The organism is Mycobacterium sp. SA01, assembly GCF_041287105.1.
Lineage (GTDB): Bacteria > Actinomycetota > Actinomycetes > Mycobacteriales > Mycobacteriaceae > Mycobacterium.
The window spans coordinates 74,564-91,412 of the sequence record NZ_JBGGNO010000021.1 but is presented as its reverse complement, the minus strand read 5'-3'; the positions used below and the strand labels follow the sequence as shown (position 1 = coordinate 91,412).

The following is a 16,849-nucleotide window of genomic DNA, read 5'->3' as shown; positions in this document are numbered from 1 at the left end:
CAAATCGGTTCGGGTCAGGCCGGCGGCCACACCAAGTGGAGCCCGGCATCGTCGGCCGGTTCACCGGCCGCGACCGCGAAGGTGTCCAGTGCGTTGACCACGGCCTGCCGCTCCTTGACGCTCATCGCACGCAGCGCCCGGGTGATCGCGCGCCGGCGGTGCCGGTTCATTTTGCGGACCAGTTGCCGTCCCTCGGTCGTGAGCGACAGCGATATGTTGCGCCGGTCCGCCGCGGAGTCCTGCCGGTGCAGGAAGCCTGCCTTGATCAGCCGATCGCAGATCCGGCTGGCGTTCGACGGGCTGATGTCCAACGCCGCGGCGACCGACGCAAGGTTCAGCGGGCCCTGGGTGTCGATCATCACCAGCACCCGCAGCTGCGGCACGGTGACGACTTCGGAGATCTCGGCTATCGAGGCGGCGGCGATACCCACCAGTGCGCGGGAGGCCCGCAATACCGCATCGACATCTGCCGACGACGGCCCGTCGATTGACTGCTGCACGCCCGGCCCCCTCCTCATTGATGTTCCGGCCACGGCGCTCACTCGTCTTTCGCGGCCAGCACCGACACCACACCCTTCTCTTCGAACAATGCCAGATGAACGTGCCGCGGGCTGCGATGGCCGTGTTGTCGCAGCACGGCGTCGAGGTCGGCGCGAGTCAGCCCGCTGCGCCGCAGGTTTCGTTCGTCGACCTCGCCATCGCGGATGAGCACGCGAAGCGGCGGATCCACAATGCGCCGCAAGGCCGGAACGAACCGCATCCGGACGACCGCTGCATGCGCCGCGATCAACGTCGCCAGCGCCGCCGCTCCGGTCAGCCATGCGGTGTCGGGCGCGGTCGCGGTCCGGCCCACGACTGCGCCGACTGCGACTGCGGTCACCCAATCGAATGGGGTGAACTCCGCGATCGCACGACGTTGGGTGAAGCGAAACGCCGCGGCGGCCGTGACGAAGAGTGCCAACGCTTTGGCAGCCGCCCACGGCGCCTGGTGCCAGTCGCCTATCAGTGCGTGCTCCCAGCCGTTCACATCGCTTCCTTGACCCCTCGTCTGATCAACCACACGTTGGCCGGCCACGCCGTCGCGAAGCCGATGATCATGCCGATCTGCATCAGAAACCAGTAGACGGGATTGTTCGGATGCAGCGGATCGGAGCCGAAGAAGACGAACGACATCAGCGCCATCCAACCGAACAGTCCCACCTCGAAGGCGGTCAGTGACAGCACATCGGCCTTCGCTGCCTGGGCTAGCCCTTTGCGCAGTCCCAGGCCGCGCATCGGGGCGATGGCGAAGTACTGGAACAGAATTCCCAGCGCCAACGCCGCAGTGTAGTCACCGATGTACTCCGGCAGCAGCGCTCGTCCGGCCAGCTGCAGGGCCAGGGCGAATACCGTGAATTCGGCGATGATGTCCCCGAGAGTGCATCCTGCCCCGCAGTGACTGACGCCGATCGCGGTGGTGGCCCAGCCCGGCTTTCCGGGCGGGCTGTCACGCCCGTGCTCGGCCAGCCACCGGCTACTCTGTGGCCTTCCGAAGCGCCAATACATCCATACCGCGACCGGACCGAAGTACAGGCCGGTTACCGGCCATACCGCCTCCATTACGCGCATCCGCTGCCGGTAGCCGCGTGCGTAGATGTCGAAAACAATGATCAGAGAACTGATTCCGGCCAGCGCCAGCGCGCACCAGGACAGCACCGTCAGCCACGCGGGGGCCACGCCGGCCTCCTGAGACCTCGGGACGTCACCGGTACAACCGACGCGACCAGGTATCGGCTCAACCCGCCCGGTATGGAACGAGGCCCCATGCCATTGCGATGCATGAAGTGCGCGTACCCGGTCGGCGGCGATGAATGCCCGTGGCGGGCACACCTTAATCGAGGCCTCATCGAACGCTTAGATTAGTTGCGCACAGGCAATTGTTTCTTGACGGTAAGCATGGACATCGTGCTCAGCGACAGCCGAGCCTAATGTTTCGCAACGGCGTGCCACGCCAGGTCGGCGATCGCGGCGCAGTAGTGCTCGGCGATCGGCTCCCGGGTGTAGAGAGCGCGGACGTTGATCGGTGCCAGGACGAGCTGCATCGCGGCGATCGTGTCGACGCCGTCCCGCAGCTCGCCACGCGCGGCAGCCCGATCGAACACCGACCGGATACTGGCGAAGCGCCGCATCCAGAACGCCATCCGGGTGTCGTCTGCGAAGGCGGCACGGTCGTCCACCACCAGTGCTCGGAGCAGACTGCGCCCGACCGTGTCGTTCACCTGCTGGGCCACCGTTGTGGCCAAGGCTTGCAGGTCGGTGCGCAGGGATCCGGTATCCGGTGCGGTGAGGACGTCGTTGCTCCAGTACAGGAGGGCCTCCAGAGCGAGCCGGCTGCCGTCCCCCCAATATCTGGTGACCATCGACTCGTCGATGCTGTGCCGCGAGCACATCGTCGGAATGTCGAAGCGCTCCAAGCCCCACCGGGTGAGCTCGTCGTAGGCGGCTGTCATCACCATCTGCCGGACGTCATCGGGGACGCCGGCATCCGTATGCTCCGAGTCGCCTTCGATTGGTCGACCTCCGTCCCTGCCATTGGTCAGCTGCCAGTCAACCACTTCTGCCGGTCGGCTCGGATCGGATTGCGGCGCTATTGCCGACCAGGCCCGCGGGCAGCCGACGGCCGGGTAACTTGGACGGGTTGGAGTCATGGCCGAAATCGCCCGCGCATCCCGGGGTCGCCGCGCCTATGAGGCTCTACGTCAACAGGTTTCGGTCACAGCTCCAGCAGCACAGTGACCGGGCCGTCATTGACCAGCGCCACCGCCATGTCGGCGCCGAACACGCCGGTTTCGACGTGGGCGCCCACCTCCCGCAGCGCATCGGCGAAGGCTGTGACGAGCGGCTCGGCGACGGCGCCCGGCGCCGCCGCGTTCCAGGTCGGCCTGCGACCCTTCGCGGTGTTGGCGTACAGGGTGAACTGGCTGATCACCAGGATCGGCGCGCCGATGTCGGCCGCGGACCGTTCATCGTCGAGAATCCGCAACTGCCATAGCTTTTCGGCGAGCCGGCGGGCGATGGCGTCGGTGTCGGAATGGGTGACGCCGACCAGAGCCAGCAGGCCCTGACCGGAGGGCCGGATTTCCCCGACCACCTCACCACTCACCGACACCGAGGCCGACGTCACCCGCTGCACCAGCACCCGCATGGCTGCCGATGCTAGTGCGTGCCCTGGCTAATCCCCGCTGCCGACGGGCGCGTACCCGAGGATCGCCTTGGTCTCCAGGAAATCGGCGAAACCCTCTTCGCCCCACTCCCGGCCGTTGCCGCTGGTTTTGTACCCGCCGAAGGGGGCCTTGATGTCGAACGCGTGGTTGATCGTGACCGCGCCGGCCCGGATGCGCCGGGCCAGCGCACGCGCCTGGTCCAGGTCGGCACCGGAGACGTACCCGTAGAGGCCGTAGTCGGTGTCGTTGCCGATCTCGACGGCCTGGTCCAGGTTGTCGTAACCCAGGATGCACAGCACCGGTCCGAAGATCTCCTCGCGGGCGATCGTCATGTCGTTGTTCACGTCGGCGAACACCGTCGGGCGCACGTAGTAGCCGGTGTCGAGGCCCTCGGGACGGCCCGGGCCGCCGGCCACCACCGTCGCGCCCTCGGCGATGCCCTTCTCGATAAGGCCTTGTACTTTCTCGAACTGCGCGCGGGAGGCCACCGGCCCGATGGCCGAGCTGTCGGACAGGTCGCCGACCTTGACTCCCTCGGCGGTGGCTTTCGCCACGGCTACGGCTTCGTCCATCCGCGACTTCGGGACCAGCATGCGCGATGGCGCATTGCAGCTCTGCCCGGAGTTCATCATCATCACCGCGACGCCGGCCGCGACGCTCTGGCCGAACGCCTCGTCGTCGAGCACGATGTTGGGGCTCTTCCCGCCGAGTTCCTGGCTGACTCGCTTGACGCTGGGGGCGGCGTTGCGCGCCACCTCGATACCGGCCCGGGTCGAGCCGGTGAACGACACCATGTCGATGCCGGGATGGCTGGACAGCGCGGCGCCGACACCCGGCCCGTCACCGAAGACCATGTTGTAGACGCCCGCGGGAAGCCCTGCGGCGTCGATGATCTCGGTAAAGATCTGCCCGGAGAACGGCGCCACCTCGGACGGCTTGAGCACCATGGTGCACCCGGCAGCCAGGGCCGGGAACACCTTGCAGGCGATCTGGTTGATCGGCCAGTTCCACGGCGTGATGAGGCCACACACCCCGACCGGCTCCTTGACCACCATCGTCTGGCCGCGCTCGGTTTCGAAGCTGTAGTTCTTCAGCACGTCGATGGCGGTCGACAGGTGACCGAGACCCATCATCACCTGCGGCCCCGCCGCCAGCGTCGGAGGTGCGCCCATCTCCTCGTGCACCGCGTCCGCGAGATCCTTCAGACGTTTCTGGTACTCGTCGAGGATCGTCTGCAAGACGTCGAGGCGGTCTTCCTTGGAGCTGACCGACCACGTGCCGAATGCCGTGCGGGCCGCTTTGACCGCCTTGTCCACGTCGGCGTCGCTGCCGATGGCGATCGTGCCGCCGACCTGCTCGAGTGTCGGGTTGTCGACGTCGAGCGTCCGCAGCTCGACCGGCTCCACCCACTGGCCATCGATGTAGAACTTCAGATATTCGCGCATGATCACATCCTCCTCAATCCGGCTGGGTTATTGGGTGCCTTCGGCGTACCAGGTCCTGAATCGGTCGTACTTCGGCATCTCTTCGGAGTTCGCCTTCGGGTCGATGCACACGTGCACCACGCCGACTTTTCCACTGGCGTAGGCCCGGGCGATCGCCGGACCGATCTCCTCTTCTTTCTCCACATATTCACCGTGGCAACCGAAACCTTCGGCGATCTTGTCCATCCGGACATCCTTGCTCCAGTGCACGCCGGGTTGCGGGGACGGCTGGTCGAAGGTCCGCTTGTACACGCCGACCTCGAGACCCCACTGATGGTCGACGCCGACCACACACACCAGCGGCAGGTTCTGCCGGGCTGCGGTCTCCAGCTCGGCGATGTGGAACAGGAACGCCGAGTCACTGGTGAGCAGCATGACCGGGCGGTTACCGCCCTCGGCCACCGAGGCGCCGACGGCGTAGGGCAAGCCGGTGCCGAGGTGACCGAAGTTCTGGTTCCAGATCACGTCGCGCGGCTTGGTCTGCGAATACGTCCACTGAAAGATCACGGTCGCCCCGCCGTCGCGCACCAGGATCCCGTCGTCGAGGTCCTCGAACGCCTTGGTCGCCTCGACGACGTAGCGAGCCGGGTGCACCGGGGTGCGTCCGCTCGGTGCCTCCTCGGCGACCCGGACCAGCTCGGCGGCGTCGGCTTTGATCAGCGTCTCGAGGTTGGCCGACACCGACCGCGGGGTGTCTCGCAGCGCCTCCACCAGCTGGGGGACGACGCCGCGCAAATCACCGACCAACGCCACGTCGACGGGCCGGTTGACACCGATGGCGGTCGGGTCCTGCTCGACCATCACCCATTTGCGGGTCGCGTTGCCCGCGGCCCAGTGCTGGGTCTTGCCGTAGTGCATGGGTTCGCCGAGTTCGGTGCCCAGGGCGACGCACAGGTCGGATTCCTCGACGGCGGTGTTGGCGGCCGGGGAGAACAGGTACGGGAACGTCCGGTCTTGCAGCCCGGGGATGAACGAGGTACCGCCGGAGGTCTGGATCACCGGGCAGGCCATCAGTTCGGCCAGCTCCTTGACCTCCTGCTGGGTGCGGGAGGTGTGCACGCCATGACCGACCAGCAGCACCGGGCGCTGGGCGTCGCGGATCAGCCTGACCGCCTCGGCCACCTCACGGCTGCCAGCGCCCTGGTTGACCAGCCGGTAGGCCGACGGCGGCGGCGCGTCGTCGACGTCCAGCTCTTCGAGGATGATGTGCGACGGGAACTCGACGTAGGTCGGTCCCGGGGTGCCCGACATGGCCTTGCGAATGGCCTCATGGATGATCTCGTCGGTCTGGTCTGCGTACTCGATTGAGCTGCTGTACTTCACCGATGCGGCGAAAAGTGGCTCCTGCTGCACGAATTGGATGCGTCCGCGCCGCACCCGACGCTCGGTGACCCGGGCCCGCTGCCCACCCAGGAAGATGACCGGCGAGTTCTCGACGAGTGCGCACTGGATGGCGCCGGCGATGTTGGCCATGCCCGGGCCGAGCGTTCCGATGCACAGGCCGGGCTTGCCCGTCATCCGGGATGCGGCCTCGGCCATGAAGCCGGCGCTCAGCTCGTGGTGCGGCGCCACAACCGACCACCCGCGGGCATCCGCTTCGGTGAACATGTGCACGAAGTTGGGATCCGGGATGCCGAACAATGTGTTCACGCCCTCGGCCTCGAACAGGTCGAGAATGCGTTTGTAGACCGGTACACCCATGCGAAACTCCTTGATTCCGTTACAGATAGCGTTGTGCGAGTTGGTGACGATGCGCTGCGGGTGAGCCGAACAGCGAACGATTCAGCGCGGCCCGCTTGAGGTAGACGTGGACGCCGCTTTCCCACGTGTAGCCGATGCCACCGTGCAGTTGCATCGCCTTGCCTGCCACGTCGACGGCAGTGCTGCACGCGTACGACTTGGCCATCGCGGCCGCTGCCCCCGCATCGGGTTGGTCACCGGTGACGGCGTGTACGGCCGCGCGGACCAGTTGGCGGGAGACCGCGATCGCCACATACATGTCGGCGCACGCGTGCTTGACAGCCTGGAACGAGCCGATGGGCCGGTCGAACTGGTGTCGCATCGTCACGTAGGAGACGGTCGCGGCGAGCATGGCTTCGGCCACGCCGAGACTGTCGCATGCGATGGCGGCGGCGGCCCTATCGCGTAGCCGGCCGGCGGCCGACTCGTCGACGAAACTCAGCGCTGCTCCTGGGTGTTCGACCGTCACGCGGGCCAGGCGGCGGGTCTCGTCGAGCACCGGCTGCGGGGTGACGGACACAGTCGCCTCGGTGACCCCGGCGTCGGTGACGACCAAGATCGTGTCGGCGCCCTCGGCGTCGGGCACGAAATCGAACGGCTCGAAGGCAACCGCCACTCGGGTGCTGCCGGAAGCTGTTTCGGCGAGCAGACGGTCCCGGGTCTCGCTGGGCGCCAGGCTGTTCAGCACTCCGACGGCCAGCACGGCGCTGCCGAGAAAGCTGGTGGCGCTGGCCGCCCGGCCCATCTCCGCACAGATGACCGCCGCCTCGGCGAACGTCGCGCCCGCGCCACCGAGGTGTTCGGGCACTTCCAGCCCGGTCCAGCCGGCGTCGGCGATCACCGCCCACTCGACCGTGCGCTCCTTGGCCAGCAGACCGCCGGCCACCGATCGTAGGTCGGCATGGAACTGTTCGAAATGGTCTGCCATCACGCTGCGCCTGATTCTCGCGGTCTCACAAGGCCCCGCTCGGACTCGGTTCGCGCGGCAACCCCAGCCCGCGTTCGGCGATGATGGTGCGCTGAATCTCGCTGGCGCCACCCGGAATGGTCCATTCCCAGGATCCGATGAAGTCCAGCATCCACGCCCCGGACTCCCAGCCGCTGGACGCGGGTTTGGCGAGTGTGGTGTGGGCGGCCAGCCCACCGATCTCGGCGCCGAAGTCGGTCATCCGCTGCAGCAGTTCGCTGTAGAACAGCTTCACCACCGAGGCGTCCGCCGCCCCGACTCCCTCGGCATCGTGGTTGAGCACCAGGTCACGGCACAGTCCGCGCAGGCCGGCGATCTCGATCTCGAACTGCGCCAGGCGATCGGCGACCCGCTCATCTGTGATCGGCGAGCAGGCCTGCACCAGCCGGCGGAAGCCCGCAGTCCCCAGCCGCTCGGCCAATTCCAGCATCGTCATACCGCGCTCGGCGCCCAGCGTCGCCTGGGCGACCTGCCAGCCCTCGTTCTCGGCGCCGATCAGATTGGCCGCCGGAATGACCACGTCGTCGAGGAAGATCTCGCAGAAGTGCGACTCCCCCACGGCGTTGCGGATCGGCCGCACCTCGATACCCGGTGTGGTCATGTCCAGCAGGAAGTAGGAGATCCCCCGCCGTTTCGGCGCCTCCGGATCGGTGCGGGCCAGAAGTAGACACCAGTCGGCATGCAATCCCCCACTGGCCCAGATCTTTTGACCATTGACCACATAGGTGTCGCCGACGCGTCGGGCGGTGGTACGCAGGCTGGCCAGATCGGATCCGGCTTCGGGTTCGGAGAATCCCTGCACCCAGATCTCGCCGTCCAGGATGGCGGGCAGGTGGCGGCGGCGCTGCTCCTCGGTGCCTGCGACCAGCAGGGTGGACGCGGCGTGGTGGATGCCGACGAACGCCAGGACCAACCGCGGGGCGTCCTGCGCGGCGAGTTCGGAGTACAGCACGATCTGCTGATCGACCGGCATTCCGCCACCCCACTGCCCCGGCCAGTGCGGGACGGCGAAGCCCGCGGCGTGCAGTTCGGCGAACCAGGCTTTCTGGAAGGCGACGAAATCGGCGTCGGTGACGCCGGTTTGGGCGGACCGCCAATCGGTGGGCACATGGCTCTCGCACCATGCACGCACCTCGGTCCTGAAGTCCTCGAGGTTCGTCATGAATTGGCCCGCAGCTGGTCCATGGCGTGCGCCACGGCCGCACCGTCGTCGAACGACGGAGCGATCTGCGTACCGGACCGTATCGCCTCGACCACCGTGCCGAGGAACGCCGACAATGCCGGCGGCGGTGACCGTCGTGGTGCAGGCGGGAATTCGAACGTTTGCGGATCCTCGCCGCGCCGATACACCACCAGTGCCGTGTCGCCGGTCAGCTCTACGGAGCCGGCGCTGCCGAGCAGTGTCGCGCGCGGCGTGAGGGCAACCGCCCCGGCGAAGCCGGTGTCGTGGGAGGCGGTGCAGCCGTTGGCCATCCTGAACCACGCCGAGTACGCGTCCTCGGCGGTTGCCTCGGGCGCCGAACCCTCGATCCGCGTGACACCCCCGCAGTCGGCCACCTCGCTGTTGAACAACCACCGCGTGTAGTCGATGAGGTGCGAGCCGTAGGCGCCGATCCAACCGCCACCGCGCTCACGGTCGTTGATCCAGCCGTACTCGCGTCCGCGTAGTCCGCTGCCGTAGAACGTCCAGTTCAGATGCACTGGCGTGCCGATCGTTCCATCGCCGGCCAGCTGTTTGAGCTTCGCCCACGCCGCAGTGAACCGGAACTCGAAGTTCAGGAAGTTCAGCACTCCCGCTTCCCGTGCCCGGTCACGCATGGCCTCGGCCTCGGCGGCGTTGCGGCCGAACGGCTTGTCGCAGAGCACGGGGTGTCCGTGATCGATCGCGGCGTTCACATGATCGACGTGCATGAACGGTGGCGAGTGCACCGAGACCAGATCGACGTCCGATGCGATCGCCGTCCGCACCGCGGACTCGTCACGTGGGCTGATCACGTCGACGTCGAGGCCGAGACTCGAGTAGACCGGCGCGGCAGCGTGCTTGCCGAAGCCGGTGCCGATGACAACGACCTTCATGCGAACAGTCCTGTCAATCCGGCCCCGCCCACCCTGCGCGTCAGCAGGTCCCGCGTCGCGGACAGGCCCGATGGGAGCCGTCGCAGCGGCTGGCTGTGGCGTGAGAGCCAGGACAGGGTCGTCTCGTCGCAGAACCCCACCGCACCGTGCAGCTGATGACACACCCGAAAGACGATCTCCGCGGCTTCGAGAGCCGACATTCGCAGGGCGAGAGCATCGTTGCACGCGTCGGCGCTGTCGCTTCCGATGCTCCACAGCGCGTACTTGGCGAGAATGTCCAACCCGCTGCGCTCGACTTCGGCGTCGGTGAGCTGGAACTGCACGCTCTGAAATGCCGACAAGGTCTGACCGAATTGCTTCCGCAGGTTCACATGCGCAACTGTCAGCTCGATCGCGCGATCCAGCATGCCCAGCAATGTCCAGCACTGCAACGTCAGCGCCAAGGCGACGTCCCCGGCACCGTTCTCATCGATCGCCGACAGCTGCAGCTCTGTGACGAATGCCGGCCCGGCCGCGGTATGGCCGGTCACGTGGGCTCGCGCGCCGTCCAGGGTCACTGCTGCCCAACGGGTTTCGAGGCCGGCCAGAGTCGCCGACGGTCGGCTGCCTGCCACGACCACCAGCCCGTCGATGTCGAGGTCGGCGGGAGCGGACAGACGCTCGGCCACCGGGTAGGGCACCGCCCAGTAGCCCGCGCTGCGACAGAGAGCCGCGGCGGCTTCCAGACTGTCCGGGTCGGTGCGAGGGTCGAGCTCCCACGCGCCCAAGCCCGAGAGGATCGGGCCGACGAGAGACTCTCTGAGGCCCGGCTTGGCCGGGTCTTTTTCGGCCTGCTGCACGAGTTGGTCCCCGCCCGCGGCCTCGAAGGCCCGACGTGCCTGAAGGCCGAACTCTCTGGCCTCCGCGCTGAGGTCCAGCACCATCGAGGTCATTTCGCCGCCGCCAGCAGAGAACGGGACAGCAGGATGCGCTGCATCTCGATGCTGCCCGAGGACACTGTGGAGGCCTGCGAGTACTTCCAATGGTCCTCGACCTCGCCGAGGAACCATCCCGCCCGCGGGTCGTCGTGTGACACCTCGGCCGCGATGTCCATCAATACCTCTGCGCTGTCCTGATCCAGCTTCGTGACCGCGATCCGGTAGGCGGCAGCGTCGCCGGGCCGGACCCGACCGGCGCTCTGGAGTTCCACGATGCGATAGGCCATCAGCCGCGCACGGCGGCAATGCGTCAACATCCGCACCCATCTGCCGCGCAGTTCAGCGGACACGTCATCCCAGCGGTCGCCGAGAACCGTTGGCGCCGCCGCCAGTAACCGTTCACACCGCGCGTACCGGGCGATTCCCACCCGCTCGAACGAGGTCACCTCCTGCACGATCGACCATCCGTCGTCGACCGTGCCGAGCACATCCGCCTCGGTGACCCGCACGTCCTCGAAGAACACCTCGTTGAGGTGATGCGGGCCCATCATGGAGCGGATCGGCCGCACCTGGATCGCGGGATCGTTCATCGGGACCAGGAATATCGTCAGGCCCTGTTGTTTTCTCTGCGTTGCGCCTTCTCCCACTTTGGTGGTGCGCGCCAGCAGGAAGCACCACTGCGCCATGGTGGCGTACGACGTCCAGATCTTCTGACCGCTCACCAACCAGCCGTCGCCGTCCCGCCGCGCGGTCGTCCGCAGTGACGCCAAGTCCGATCCGGCCTCCGGTTCCGAGAAGCCCTGACACCAGATCACGTCGCCGCGGGCGATCGCCGGAAGATGGGTGCGCTGCTGGGATTCGGTGCCGTGCCGCATGATGATCGGTCCCACCCAGTTGACCCCCATGTACTGCGCACCGCGCGGCTCGTGGTGCGCCCACATCTCCTCGCGGACCACGGTCTGTTCCCACACCGAGACGCCGCGACCGCCGAACTCCTTCGGCCAGGCCGGGCAGAGCAGTTCGTGCGCGGCCAACGTTTTGCAAAACCGTTGTGCGACATCCAGATCCGCGGGGTCATCGGTGAACGCCCCGAGGTATCCATCCGGAACATGGTCTTTCACCAACTCACGCAGCTGTGTGCGCAGTGCTGCCGCTGACGCGCCCATGTCGAAGTTCAGATTCATCGGCTCTCCACTTCCGCCAGACCCAGCTCGGCCAGCACGGCCTCGGTGTCGGCGCCGAGTTCGGGTGTGGGCCCGGCGATCCGCCCCGGAGTCCGGGAGAACCAGGTCGGCACGCCCGGCATCCGAACCGGACCCTGGGGGGTGGGCACGGTCTCGAAGAATCCGACCGCATTGAGCTGTTCGTTGTCGAACAGCGCCTGGGGCGAATTCAGCGGTGCGGCCGGAATCTCGAGCTCGACGAACAACGTCAACCACTCCTCGGTGGTGCGTTCGGTCATGGTCTGCGCCACCAGTGAGTACACAGTGTCGATCTCGGCGGCCCTGGCCGTGAGCGTCGCGTATCGCTCGGTAGCCCAGGCCGGCTGCACGGCGCCGATGAAGCTGGCCCAGTGCCGGTCGTTGTAGATCAGCGCCGAGATGTAACCGTCCTTGGTGCGATACGGCTTTCGATTCGGCGCGACCGTCCGGTGGTACAACGCGGGCCCGAGGGGAGGGTCGAACATCGCGCCGTTGGCGTGCTCGACGAGCATGAACGAGGCCATCGTCTCGAACATCGCGACTTCGACCTCCTGACCTTCGCCGGTCCGCTCGCGGTGGAACAGCGCCATCGTCGTCGCATACACCGCGGTGAGTCCGGCGACCTTGTCCGCGACGATCGTGGCGACATAGTTCGCCTCACCGGTCAATTCGGCCTGCACGGCCGGCAGGCCGCACTCGGCCTGAATGGTGTCGTCGTAGGCGGGACGGTCCCGGTCGGGTCCGCGGCGGCCGTAGCCGTAGCAGTTGGTGTAGACGATCGACGGGTTGATGGCGGCGACGTCGTCGTAGCCGAACCCGAGTTTGGTGATCGCCTTCGCGCGCATCGAGTGGATGAACACGTCGGCACGCGCGATCAGCGCGCGCAGCGCGGCCCGACCCTCGTCGGATCGAAGATCAAGTACCACACTGCGTTTGCCGCGGTTGACGTTGACGAACACACCACTGAGCCCCGGTACGGGGCCGACCGAGACGTAGCGGGTGTCATCACCGGCCGGCGGCTCGACCTTGACGACGTCGGCGCCCATGTCGGCCAGGATCTGGGTGCAGTAGGGTCCCATCACCATCGCGGTGAGGTCGACCACCCGGATCCCGGCCAGCGGGCCGCTGCTGTTCATACCGTGCCCCTTGCCATAGCGAAGCTGTGGCCGATGTGCGCGTGGTGGCCGTCGGGGACCACCGGGAACATGAGCTGCTCCCCGAGGTCGCGAATCTGGTCGATACGAGCGCCCACGTCGTCGACGGTCCACGCCGGCTGGTAGACCCCGGCGCTCTCGACGACGGCGACCCGGGCCACCCGTCCGGCGATCGCGGTGAGAATTTCGCCGGTGACCGAACATGATTCGTGCGCCAGCCAGCCGACCACGGGAGCGACCAGCTCAGGACCCATCGGCGGGTAGGCGGAGGTGTCGATACCCTCGGCCATTCTGGTAACCGCCGCCGGGACGATGACATTGCAGCGCACCCCGTGGTCGGCGCCCTCCAGCGCGACGACGTTGGAAAACCCGATCACCCCGGCCTTGGCCGCGGCGTAGTTGGCCACCCCGTGGTTGCCGTACAGGCCGCCGATCGACGACGTGAGGACCACTCGACCGTAGCCGGCCTGACACATCGACGGAAACGCAGCGCGCACCACGTGAAAAGCACCGCGCAGGTGAACGTCGAGCACCGCGTCGAAGGTCTCGGCCGTCATCTCCGACAGCGGTGCGTGGCGGACGTTTCCGGCGTTGTGAATCAGGACATCCAAGCGACCGTACGCCTCGAGGGCCGCCGCCACGATCGCCTGGCCACCGTGGGCGCTCGCCACCGACTCCGGCGACGCGATCGCCTCCCCACCTGCTGCGGTGATCTCGTCGACCACCTGCTGAGCCGGGCCGGTGTCGGTGCCCTCACCGGTCAGCTCCCCGCCCGCGTCGTTGACCACGACCTTGGCACCCAGTCCGGCGAGCAGCAACGCGTACTCGCGACCCAGACCCCGGCCTGCGCCGGTGATGACGGCGACCCGGTCGTCGAATCGTGCCGGTGCCATCAGGTTCCGAGTACCAGGCCGTCGAGATCACCCGTGCCCCGCCACTGCTCGAGGAGTTCATCGAAGGCGTAGAAGCCGGGCGAGTAGAAGTCACCGAGGAAAGCGCCGTTGTCCTTCGCGCCGCCCTGGCCCTCGTTGTTGTAATAGCCCGGCGTGCAGGACAGTTCGAACGCGGAGTTGTCGATCGACAGCTCACGGACCGTGGTGACCCAGGCGTCCTGACCTTCCTGGCTCGGCTCGACGGTGGTCGCGCCGCGATTCTGGGCCTCGGCGATGATGTAGGCGATGTGCTTGGCTTGTTGCTCGAACATGGCGGTGGTGTTGGCCGAGACTCCGCCCTGGATGAAGCCCATGAAGAACTGATTGGGAAAGCCGCGACTGGTCATGCCGTGCAATGTCGAGTAGGCGTCGTGCCAGTGGTCGAACAACGACAGCCCGTCCCGCCCCACGATGGCGTCGATCGCGAATCGACGGCTGATCTCGGTGGAGATCTCGAAGCCGCTCGCGAAGATCACGCAGTCGACCTGGTATTCGACCCCGTCCGCGACGATCCCCCGCTCGGTCAGCCGTTCAACGCCTTTGGACGCCGACACGTCGACGAGGGTGACGTTGGGACGGTTGAACGTGGCCAGGTAGTGCTCACTGGACGTCGGACGCTTGCACATGAAGCGGTAGTAGGGCTTCAGCGCCTCGGCGGTGGCCGGATCCTCGACGACTTCGGCCACCAGGCGGCGCAGCCGCTCCATGATCTTGAAGTCCTCCTCCTCCCGGAACGCCATGATCTGCTCGATCGACACCGAAGCGGGATCCTCGGTCGCGGCGATCCGGGCAGTCAGGTTCCGTCCGAGCTCGGTCCAGAAGTCGCACACCAGATCCGGTTCACCGAACACCACACCGACGAACGGCGACCAGTTGTGAAAGTTGCGCTTGCGTTCTTCCTGCCAGCCGGGTGGCAGCGACGCCGCCCAGGCCGGATCGGTCGGCGGATTGGTGCGCGCGTCGACCGACGACGGCGTGCGCTGGAAGACGAAGAGCTCCTTGGCGTCCCGGCCCAGATGCGGAACCAGCTGAATCCCGGTGGCACCGGTGCCCACCAGCGCGACGCGCTTGTCGGCCAGTTTGTCCAAGCCGCCGTCCGCGCTGCCGCCGGTGTAGTCATAATCCCAGCGCGCGGAGTGGAACACATGGCCGGCAAAGTCTTTGATCCCCGGGATACCCGGCAGCTTCGGCCGGTTGTAGGAGCCCTGCGCCATCACGACGAACCTGGCCCGGATGTCGTCCCCCCGGTCGGTGCTGATCCGCCAGCGGTGCGTCTCGTCCTCCCAGCGCAGTTCGCGCACCTGGGTGGAGAACAGCGCTCCGTCGTACAGGCCGAAGTGCTTGCCGATGTTGCGGCAGTGCTGGAATATCTCGGCGCCGTCGGCGAATTTCTTCGACGGCATGAAGCCCAGCTCTTCGAGCATCGGGATGTAGCAATAGGCATCGTTGTCGCACTGGATCCCCGGGAACCGGTTCCAGTACCAGACGCCGCCGAAGTCACCGGCCATCTCGATGACCCGGATGCCGTCGACGCCGGCCTTCTTCAGGTGGGCGCCCGCCAGCAACCCGGCGAAGCCGCCGCCGAGCACCACCACATCGACATCCTCGATGATCGGATCACGCTGCACCACCGGCGTATACGGGTCGACTTCGTAGAACTCGGCGAAGTCGCCGTCGAGCTCCAGGTATTGCGCGGAGCCGTCCGGACGTAGTCGCTTTTCCCGCTCGACGCGGTACTTCTCCCGCAGCGCATCGATGTCGATGTCGTCGGGTGTCCGGGTGGGTCCACAGTCGGCGGTCATCGGCCGGTCTCCTCTGCGAGCGGTCGCGGCTCCCCGGTGCCCATGTACTTCGACAACTGGTAGTGCAGGTTGACAGTGCTGCGCTCGCGATATGGATTGGGCTGTGTCCCGGGGAAACCCAGCGACTTCATCCCCTGCTGGACGGCGGCCATGTTGGAGAAGTCCTGGGGTAGTACGCTGCGCCACCGCGGATCGCCGACCGGGGTGTACTCCCATTCCGTCTGGGGCTCGGCGCCTTTGGGGTACAGCTCGAACACCGACACCTCGAAGATGCACTTGTCCGGGTCATAGCCCGGGTCGGGGCGTGCGCCGTAGCACAGCGCACTGGTCAGGCCCTGTCCGATCTGGAAGTTCGGGAACAGCTGCCATGCGGTGCCGCTCTGCCCAAGGATGTCGGCAGGGATGGTCGGCCAGAAGACCCCGCGCGCCTCGTCGTCGCGCCGCGCGGAGGCCAGCCAGTGCTCCAGAACCTTGTCCGCCGGGGTGCCCTCGGGCAATTCGTCGACGAGTCGCAGTGCGGCGGCCACCAGGGTTTGCGTGGTGGTGGCGTTGGTTTCCTCCATGGTGTACACCTGCATCTCCGCGGTGGAGATGCGGGGGTCGCCGGTCCCGAGCCTGATCTTGGACTTCGTCTCGGCCATCTCCTCCGGAGCGTCGTAGCCGATGTTGCTGTGCCTGCCCTGCGCCTTGGCCCAGCCCTTGAATTCACCGAACTTGTTGAACTCCGGGTGTGTGGTGAAGACGTGATAGGTCTCGTTGAACGCTTCCAGCGCGACTTTCCAATTGCAGTCGAAATGCACCCATTTGCGCCACTTGCACCGCATGTTCTCCAATCCGAACGGATCGAGGATCTTCGCGGCCGGGAACAGGTAGTCCGCCAACGGTTCGCAGTCGGGGTCCATGTTGACCCACAGCCAGCCACCCCAGGTGTCGACGTTCACCGGCCGAAGCCGGGTGTTGTCCGGATTCAGCGCACCCTTCCAGTCGGCTTCTTCCCGGATGTGAGTGCAGGCGCCGTCCAGACCATAGGTCCAGCCGTGGAATCCGCACACGAACGACTTGCGTGCCCGTCCGACAGCATGTTTGGCCCCCGTCGGGGTGTCCACCAACCGGCGGCCGCGGTGCATACACACGTTGTGGTGCGCCGCGAAAGTGTCCGCCCCCGTTCGCACGACGATGATCGAGTCGTCGAGGATGTCGTACGTCAGGTAGCTGCCCACCTCGGGCAGTTCCTCCACCCTGCCGACCTGCTGCCAGACCGTGCGCCACAGCTTGTCGCGTTCGGCGCGGGCATACTCCGGCGAGATATAAGCATCGACATCGATGGTCATCGGCTCCGCGAGCTCTTCGGCACTTTCCAGTTCGCCCATCA

16 protein-coding genes are annotated in these 16,849 nt (G+C 66.7%); all 16 read right to left on the bottom strand.

Going from position 1 to position 16,849, the window contains the following annotated elements; genetic code table 11:
- Nucleotides 1-14 precede the first annotated feature (14 nt).
- The 16 genes from AB4879_RS24355 to AB4879_RS24280 all read right to left on the bottom strand — a co-directional run bounded on the left by AB4879_RS24355 (nucleotide 15) and on the right by AB4879_RS24280 (nucleotide 16,847).
- Nucleotides 15-500: a MarR family winged helix-turn-helix transcriptional regulator gene (locus tag AB4879_RS24355; RefSeq protein WP_370509639.1), complete on the bottom strand. Its 486-nt coding sequence runs from the start codon at nucleotides 498-500 to the stop codon at nucleotides 15-17.
- 38 nt (nucleotides 501-538) lie between these two features.
- The gene (locus AB4879_RS24350) at nucleotides 539-1,027 is read right to left on the bottom strand and encodes a YetF domain-containing protein (RefSeq protein WP_370509638.1); all 489 of its coding nucleotides are present in this window, start codon (nucleotides 1,025-1,027) and stop codon (nucleotides 539-541) included.
- Nucleotides 1,024-1,716, bottom strand: coding sequence for a DUF4396 domain-containing protein (locus AB4879_RS24345; protein WP_370509637.1), 693 nt, complete (start codon nucleotides 1,714-1,716; stop codon nucleotides 1,024-1,026). The genes AB4879_RS24350 and AB4879_RS24345 overlap by 4 nt, the downstream gene beginning before the upstream one ends.
- Before the next feature lie 248 nt (nucleotides 1,717-1,964).
- On the bottom strand, nucleotides 1,965-2,495 hold the full coding sequence (locus AB4879_RS24340) for a TetR-like C-terminal domain-containing protein (protein ID WP_370509636.1): 531 nt from the start codon (nucleotides 2,493-2,495) through the stop codon (nucleotides 1,965-1,967).
- Nucleotides 2,496-2,752: 257 nt separating this feature from the next.
- Entirely contained in the window at nucleotides 2,753-3,184 is a 432-nt protein-coding gene (dtd, locus tag AB4879_RS24335; protein WP_102806388.1) for a D-aminoacyl-tRNA deacylase, read from the bottom strand.
- Nucleotides 3,185-3,211: 27 nt separating this feature from the next.
- On the bottom strand, nucleotides 3,212-4,648 hold the full coding sequence (locus tag AB4879_RS24330; protein WP_370509635.1) for an aldehyde dehydrogenase family protein: 1,437 nt from the start codon (nucleotides 4,646-4,648) through the stop codon (nucleotides 3,212-3,214).
- Nucleotides 4,649-4,675: 27 nt separating this feature from the next.
- Nucleotides 4,676-6,388 (bottom strand): thiamine pyrophosphate-binding protein, encoded by a 1,713-nt coding sequence (locus AB4879_RS24325; RefSeq protein WP_370509634.1) that lies wholly within the window; start codon nucleotides 6,386-6,388, stop codon nucleotides 4,676-4,678.
- A gap of 19 nt (nucleotides 6,389-6,407) precedes the next feature.
- Nucleotides 6,408-7,355, bottom strand: coding sequence for an acyl-CoA dehydrogenase family protein (locus AB4879_RS24320; protein ID WP_370509633.1), 948 nt, complete (start codon nucleotides 7,353-7,355; stop codon nucleotides 6,408-6,410).
- A gap of 25 nt (nucleotides 7,356-7,380) precedes the next feature.
- Nucleotides 7,381-8,556 carry an acyl-CoA dehydrogenase family protein gene (locus tag AB4879_RS24315; RefSeq protein ID WP_370509632.1) on the bottom strand — a complete coding sequence of 392 codons (1,176 nt, stop codon included), beginning with the start codon at nucleotides 8,554-8,556 and terminating at the stop codon, nucleotides 7,381-7,383.
- On the bottom strand, nucleotides 8,553-9,470 hold the full coding sequence (locus tag AB4879_RS24310; protein WP_370509631.1) for a Gfo/Idh/MocA family protein: 918 nt from the start codon (nucleotides 9,468-9,470) through the stop codon (nucleotides 8,553-8,555). The genes AB4879_RS24315 and AB4879_RS24310 overlap by 4 nt, the downstream gene beginning before the upstream one ends.
- Nucleotides 9,467-10,393: an acyl-CoA dehydrogenase family protein gene (locus tag AB4879_RS24305; RefSeq protein ID WP_370509896.1), complete on the bottom strand. Its 927-nt coding sequence runs from the start codon at nucleotides 10,391-10,393 to the stop codon at nucleotides 9,467-9,469. The genes AB4879_RS24310 and AB4879_RS24305 overlap by 4 nt, the downstream gene beginning before the upstream one ends.
- Before the next feature lie 5 nt (nucleotides 10,394-10,398).
- A complete protein-coding gene (locus AB4879_RS24300) occupies nucleotides 10,399-11,571 on the bottom strand; it encodes an acyl-CoA dehydrogenase family protein (RefSeq protein WP_370509630.1) in 1,173 nt (390 codons plus the stop codon).
- Entirely contained in the window at nucleotides 11,568-12,725 is a 1,158-nt protein-coding gene (locus AB4879_RS24295) for a CaiB/BaiF CoA transferase family protein (RefSeq protein WP_370509629.1), read from the bottom strand. The genes AB4879_RS24300 and AB4879_RS24295 overlap by 4 nt, the downstream gene beginning before the upstream one ends.
- Complete coding sequence (locus tag AB4879_RS24290) at nucleotides 12,722-13,636, bottom strand: SDR family NAD(P)-dependent oxidoreductase (protein ID WP_370509628.1); 915 nt, start codon at nucleotides 13,634-13,636, stop codon at nucleotides 12,722-12,724. Before AB4879_RS24290 ends, AB4879_RS24295 begins: the two co-directional genes overlap by 4 nt.
- A complete protein-coding gene (locus AB4879_RS24285; RefSeq protein ID WP_370509627.1) occupies nucleotides 13,636-15,477 on the bottom strand; it encodes a flavin-containing monooxygenase in 1,842 nt (613 codons plus the stop codon). Before AB4879_RS24285 ends, AB4879_RS24290 begins: the two co-directional genes overlap by 1 nt.
- On the bottom strand, nucleotides 15,474-16,847 hold the full coding sequence (locus AB4879_RS24280; protein WP_370509626.1) for an SRPBCC family protein: 1,374 nt from the start codon (nucleotides 16,845-16,847) through the stop codon (nucleotides 15,474-15,476). Before AB4879_RS24280 ends, AB4879_RS24285 begins: the two co-directional genes overlap by 4 nt.
- Nucleotides 16,848-16,849: the final 2 nt, after the last annotated feature.

What these genes read in the sequence shown, in the direction of transcription:
- AB4879_RS24340 (WP_370509636.1), bottom strand. Translation starts at nt 2,495, where the DNA reads ATGGTGATGACAGCCGCCTACGACGAGCTCACCCGGTGGGGCTTGGAG.
- dtd (WP_102806388.1), bottom strand. Translation starts at nt 3,184, where the DNA reads ATGCGGGTGCTGGTGCAGCGGGTGACGTCGGCCTCGGTGTCGGTGAGT.
- AB4879_RS24330 (WP_370509635.1), bottom strand. Translation starts at nt 4,648, where the DNA reads ATGCGCGAATATCTGAAGTTCTACATCGATGGCCAGTGGGTGGAGCCG.
- AB4879_RS24325 (WP_370509634.1), bottom strand. Translation starts at nt 6,388, where the DNA reads ATGGGTGTACCGGTCTACAAACGCATTCTCGACCTGTTCGAGGCCGAG.
- AB4879_RS24320 (WP_370509633.1), bottom strand. Translation starts at nt 7,355, where the DNA reads ATGGCAGACCATTTCGAACAGTTCCATGCCGACCTACGATCGGTGGCC.
- AB4879_RS24315 (WP_370509632.1), bottom strand. Translation starts at nt 8,556, where the DNA reads ATGACGAACCTCGAGGACTTCAGGACCGAGGTGCGTGCATGGTGCGAG.
- AB4879_RS24310 (WP_370509631.1), bottom strand. Translation starts at nt 9,470, where the DNA reads ATGAAGGTCGTTGTCATCGGCACCGGCTTCGGCAAGCACGCTGCCGCG.
- AB4879_RS24305 (WP_370509896.1), bottom strand. Translation starts at nt 10,393, where the DNA reads ATGGTGCTGGACCTCAGCGCGGAGGCCAGAGAGTTCGGCCTTCAGGCA.
- AB4879_RS24300 (WP_370509630.1), bottom strand. Translation starts at nt 11,571, where the DNA reads ATGAATCTGAACTTCGACATGGGCGCGTCAGCGGCAGCACTGCGCACA.
- AB4879_RS24295 (WP_370509629.1), bottom strand. Translation starts at nt 12,725, where the DNA reads ATGAACAGCAGCGGCCCGCTGGCCGGGATCCGGGTGGTCGACCTCACC.
- AB4879_RS24290 (WP_370509628.1), bottom strand. Translation starts at nt 13,636, where the DNA reads ATGGCACCGGCACGATTCGACGACCGGGTCGCCGTCATCACCGGCGCA.
- AB4879_RS24285 (WP_370509627.1), bottom strand. Translation starts at nt 15,477, where the DNA reads ATGACCGCCGACTGTGGACCCACCCGGACACCCGACGACATCGACATC.
- AB4879_RS24280 (WP_370509626.1), bottom strand. Translation starts at nt 16,847, where the DNA reads ATGGGCGAACTGGAAAGTGCCGAAGAGCTCGCGGAGCCGATGACCATC.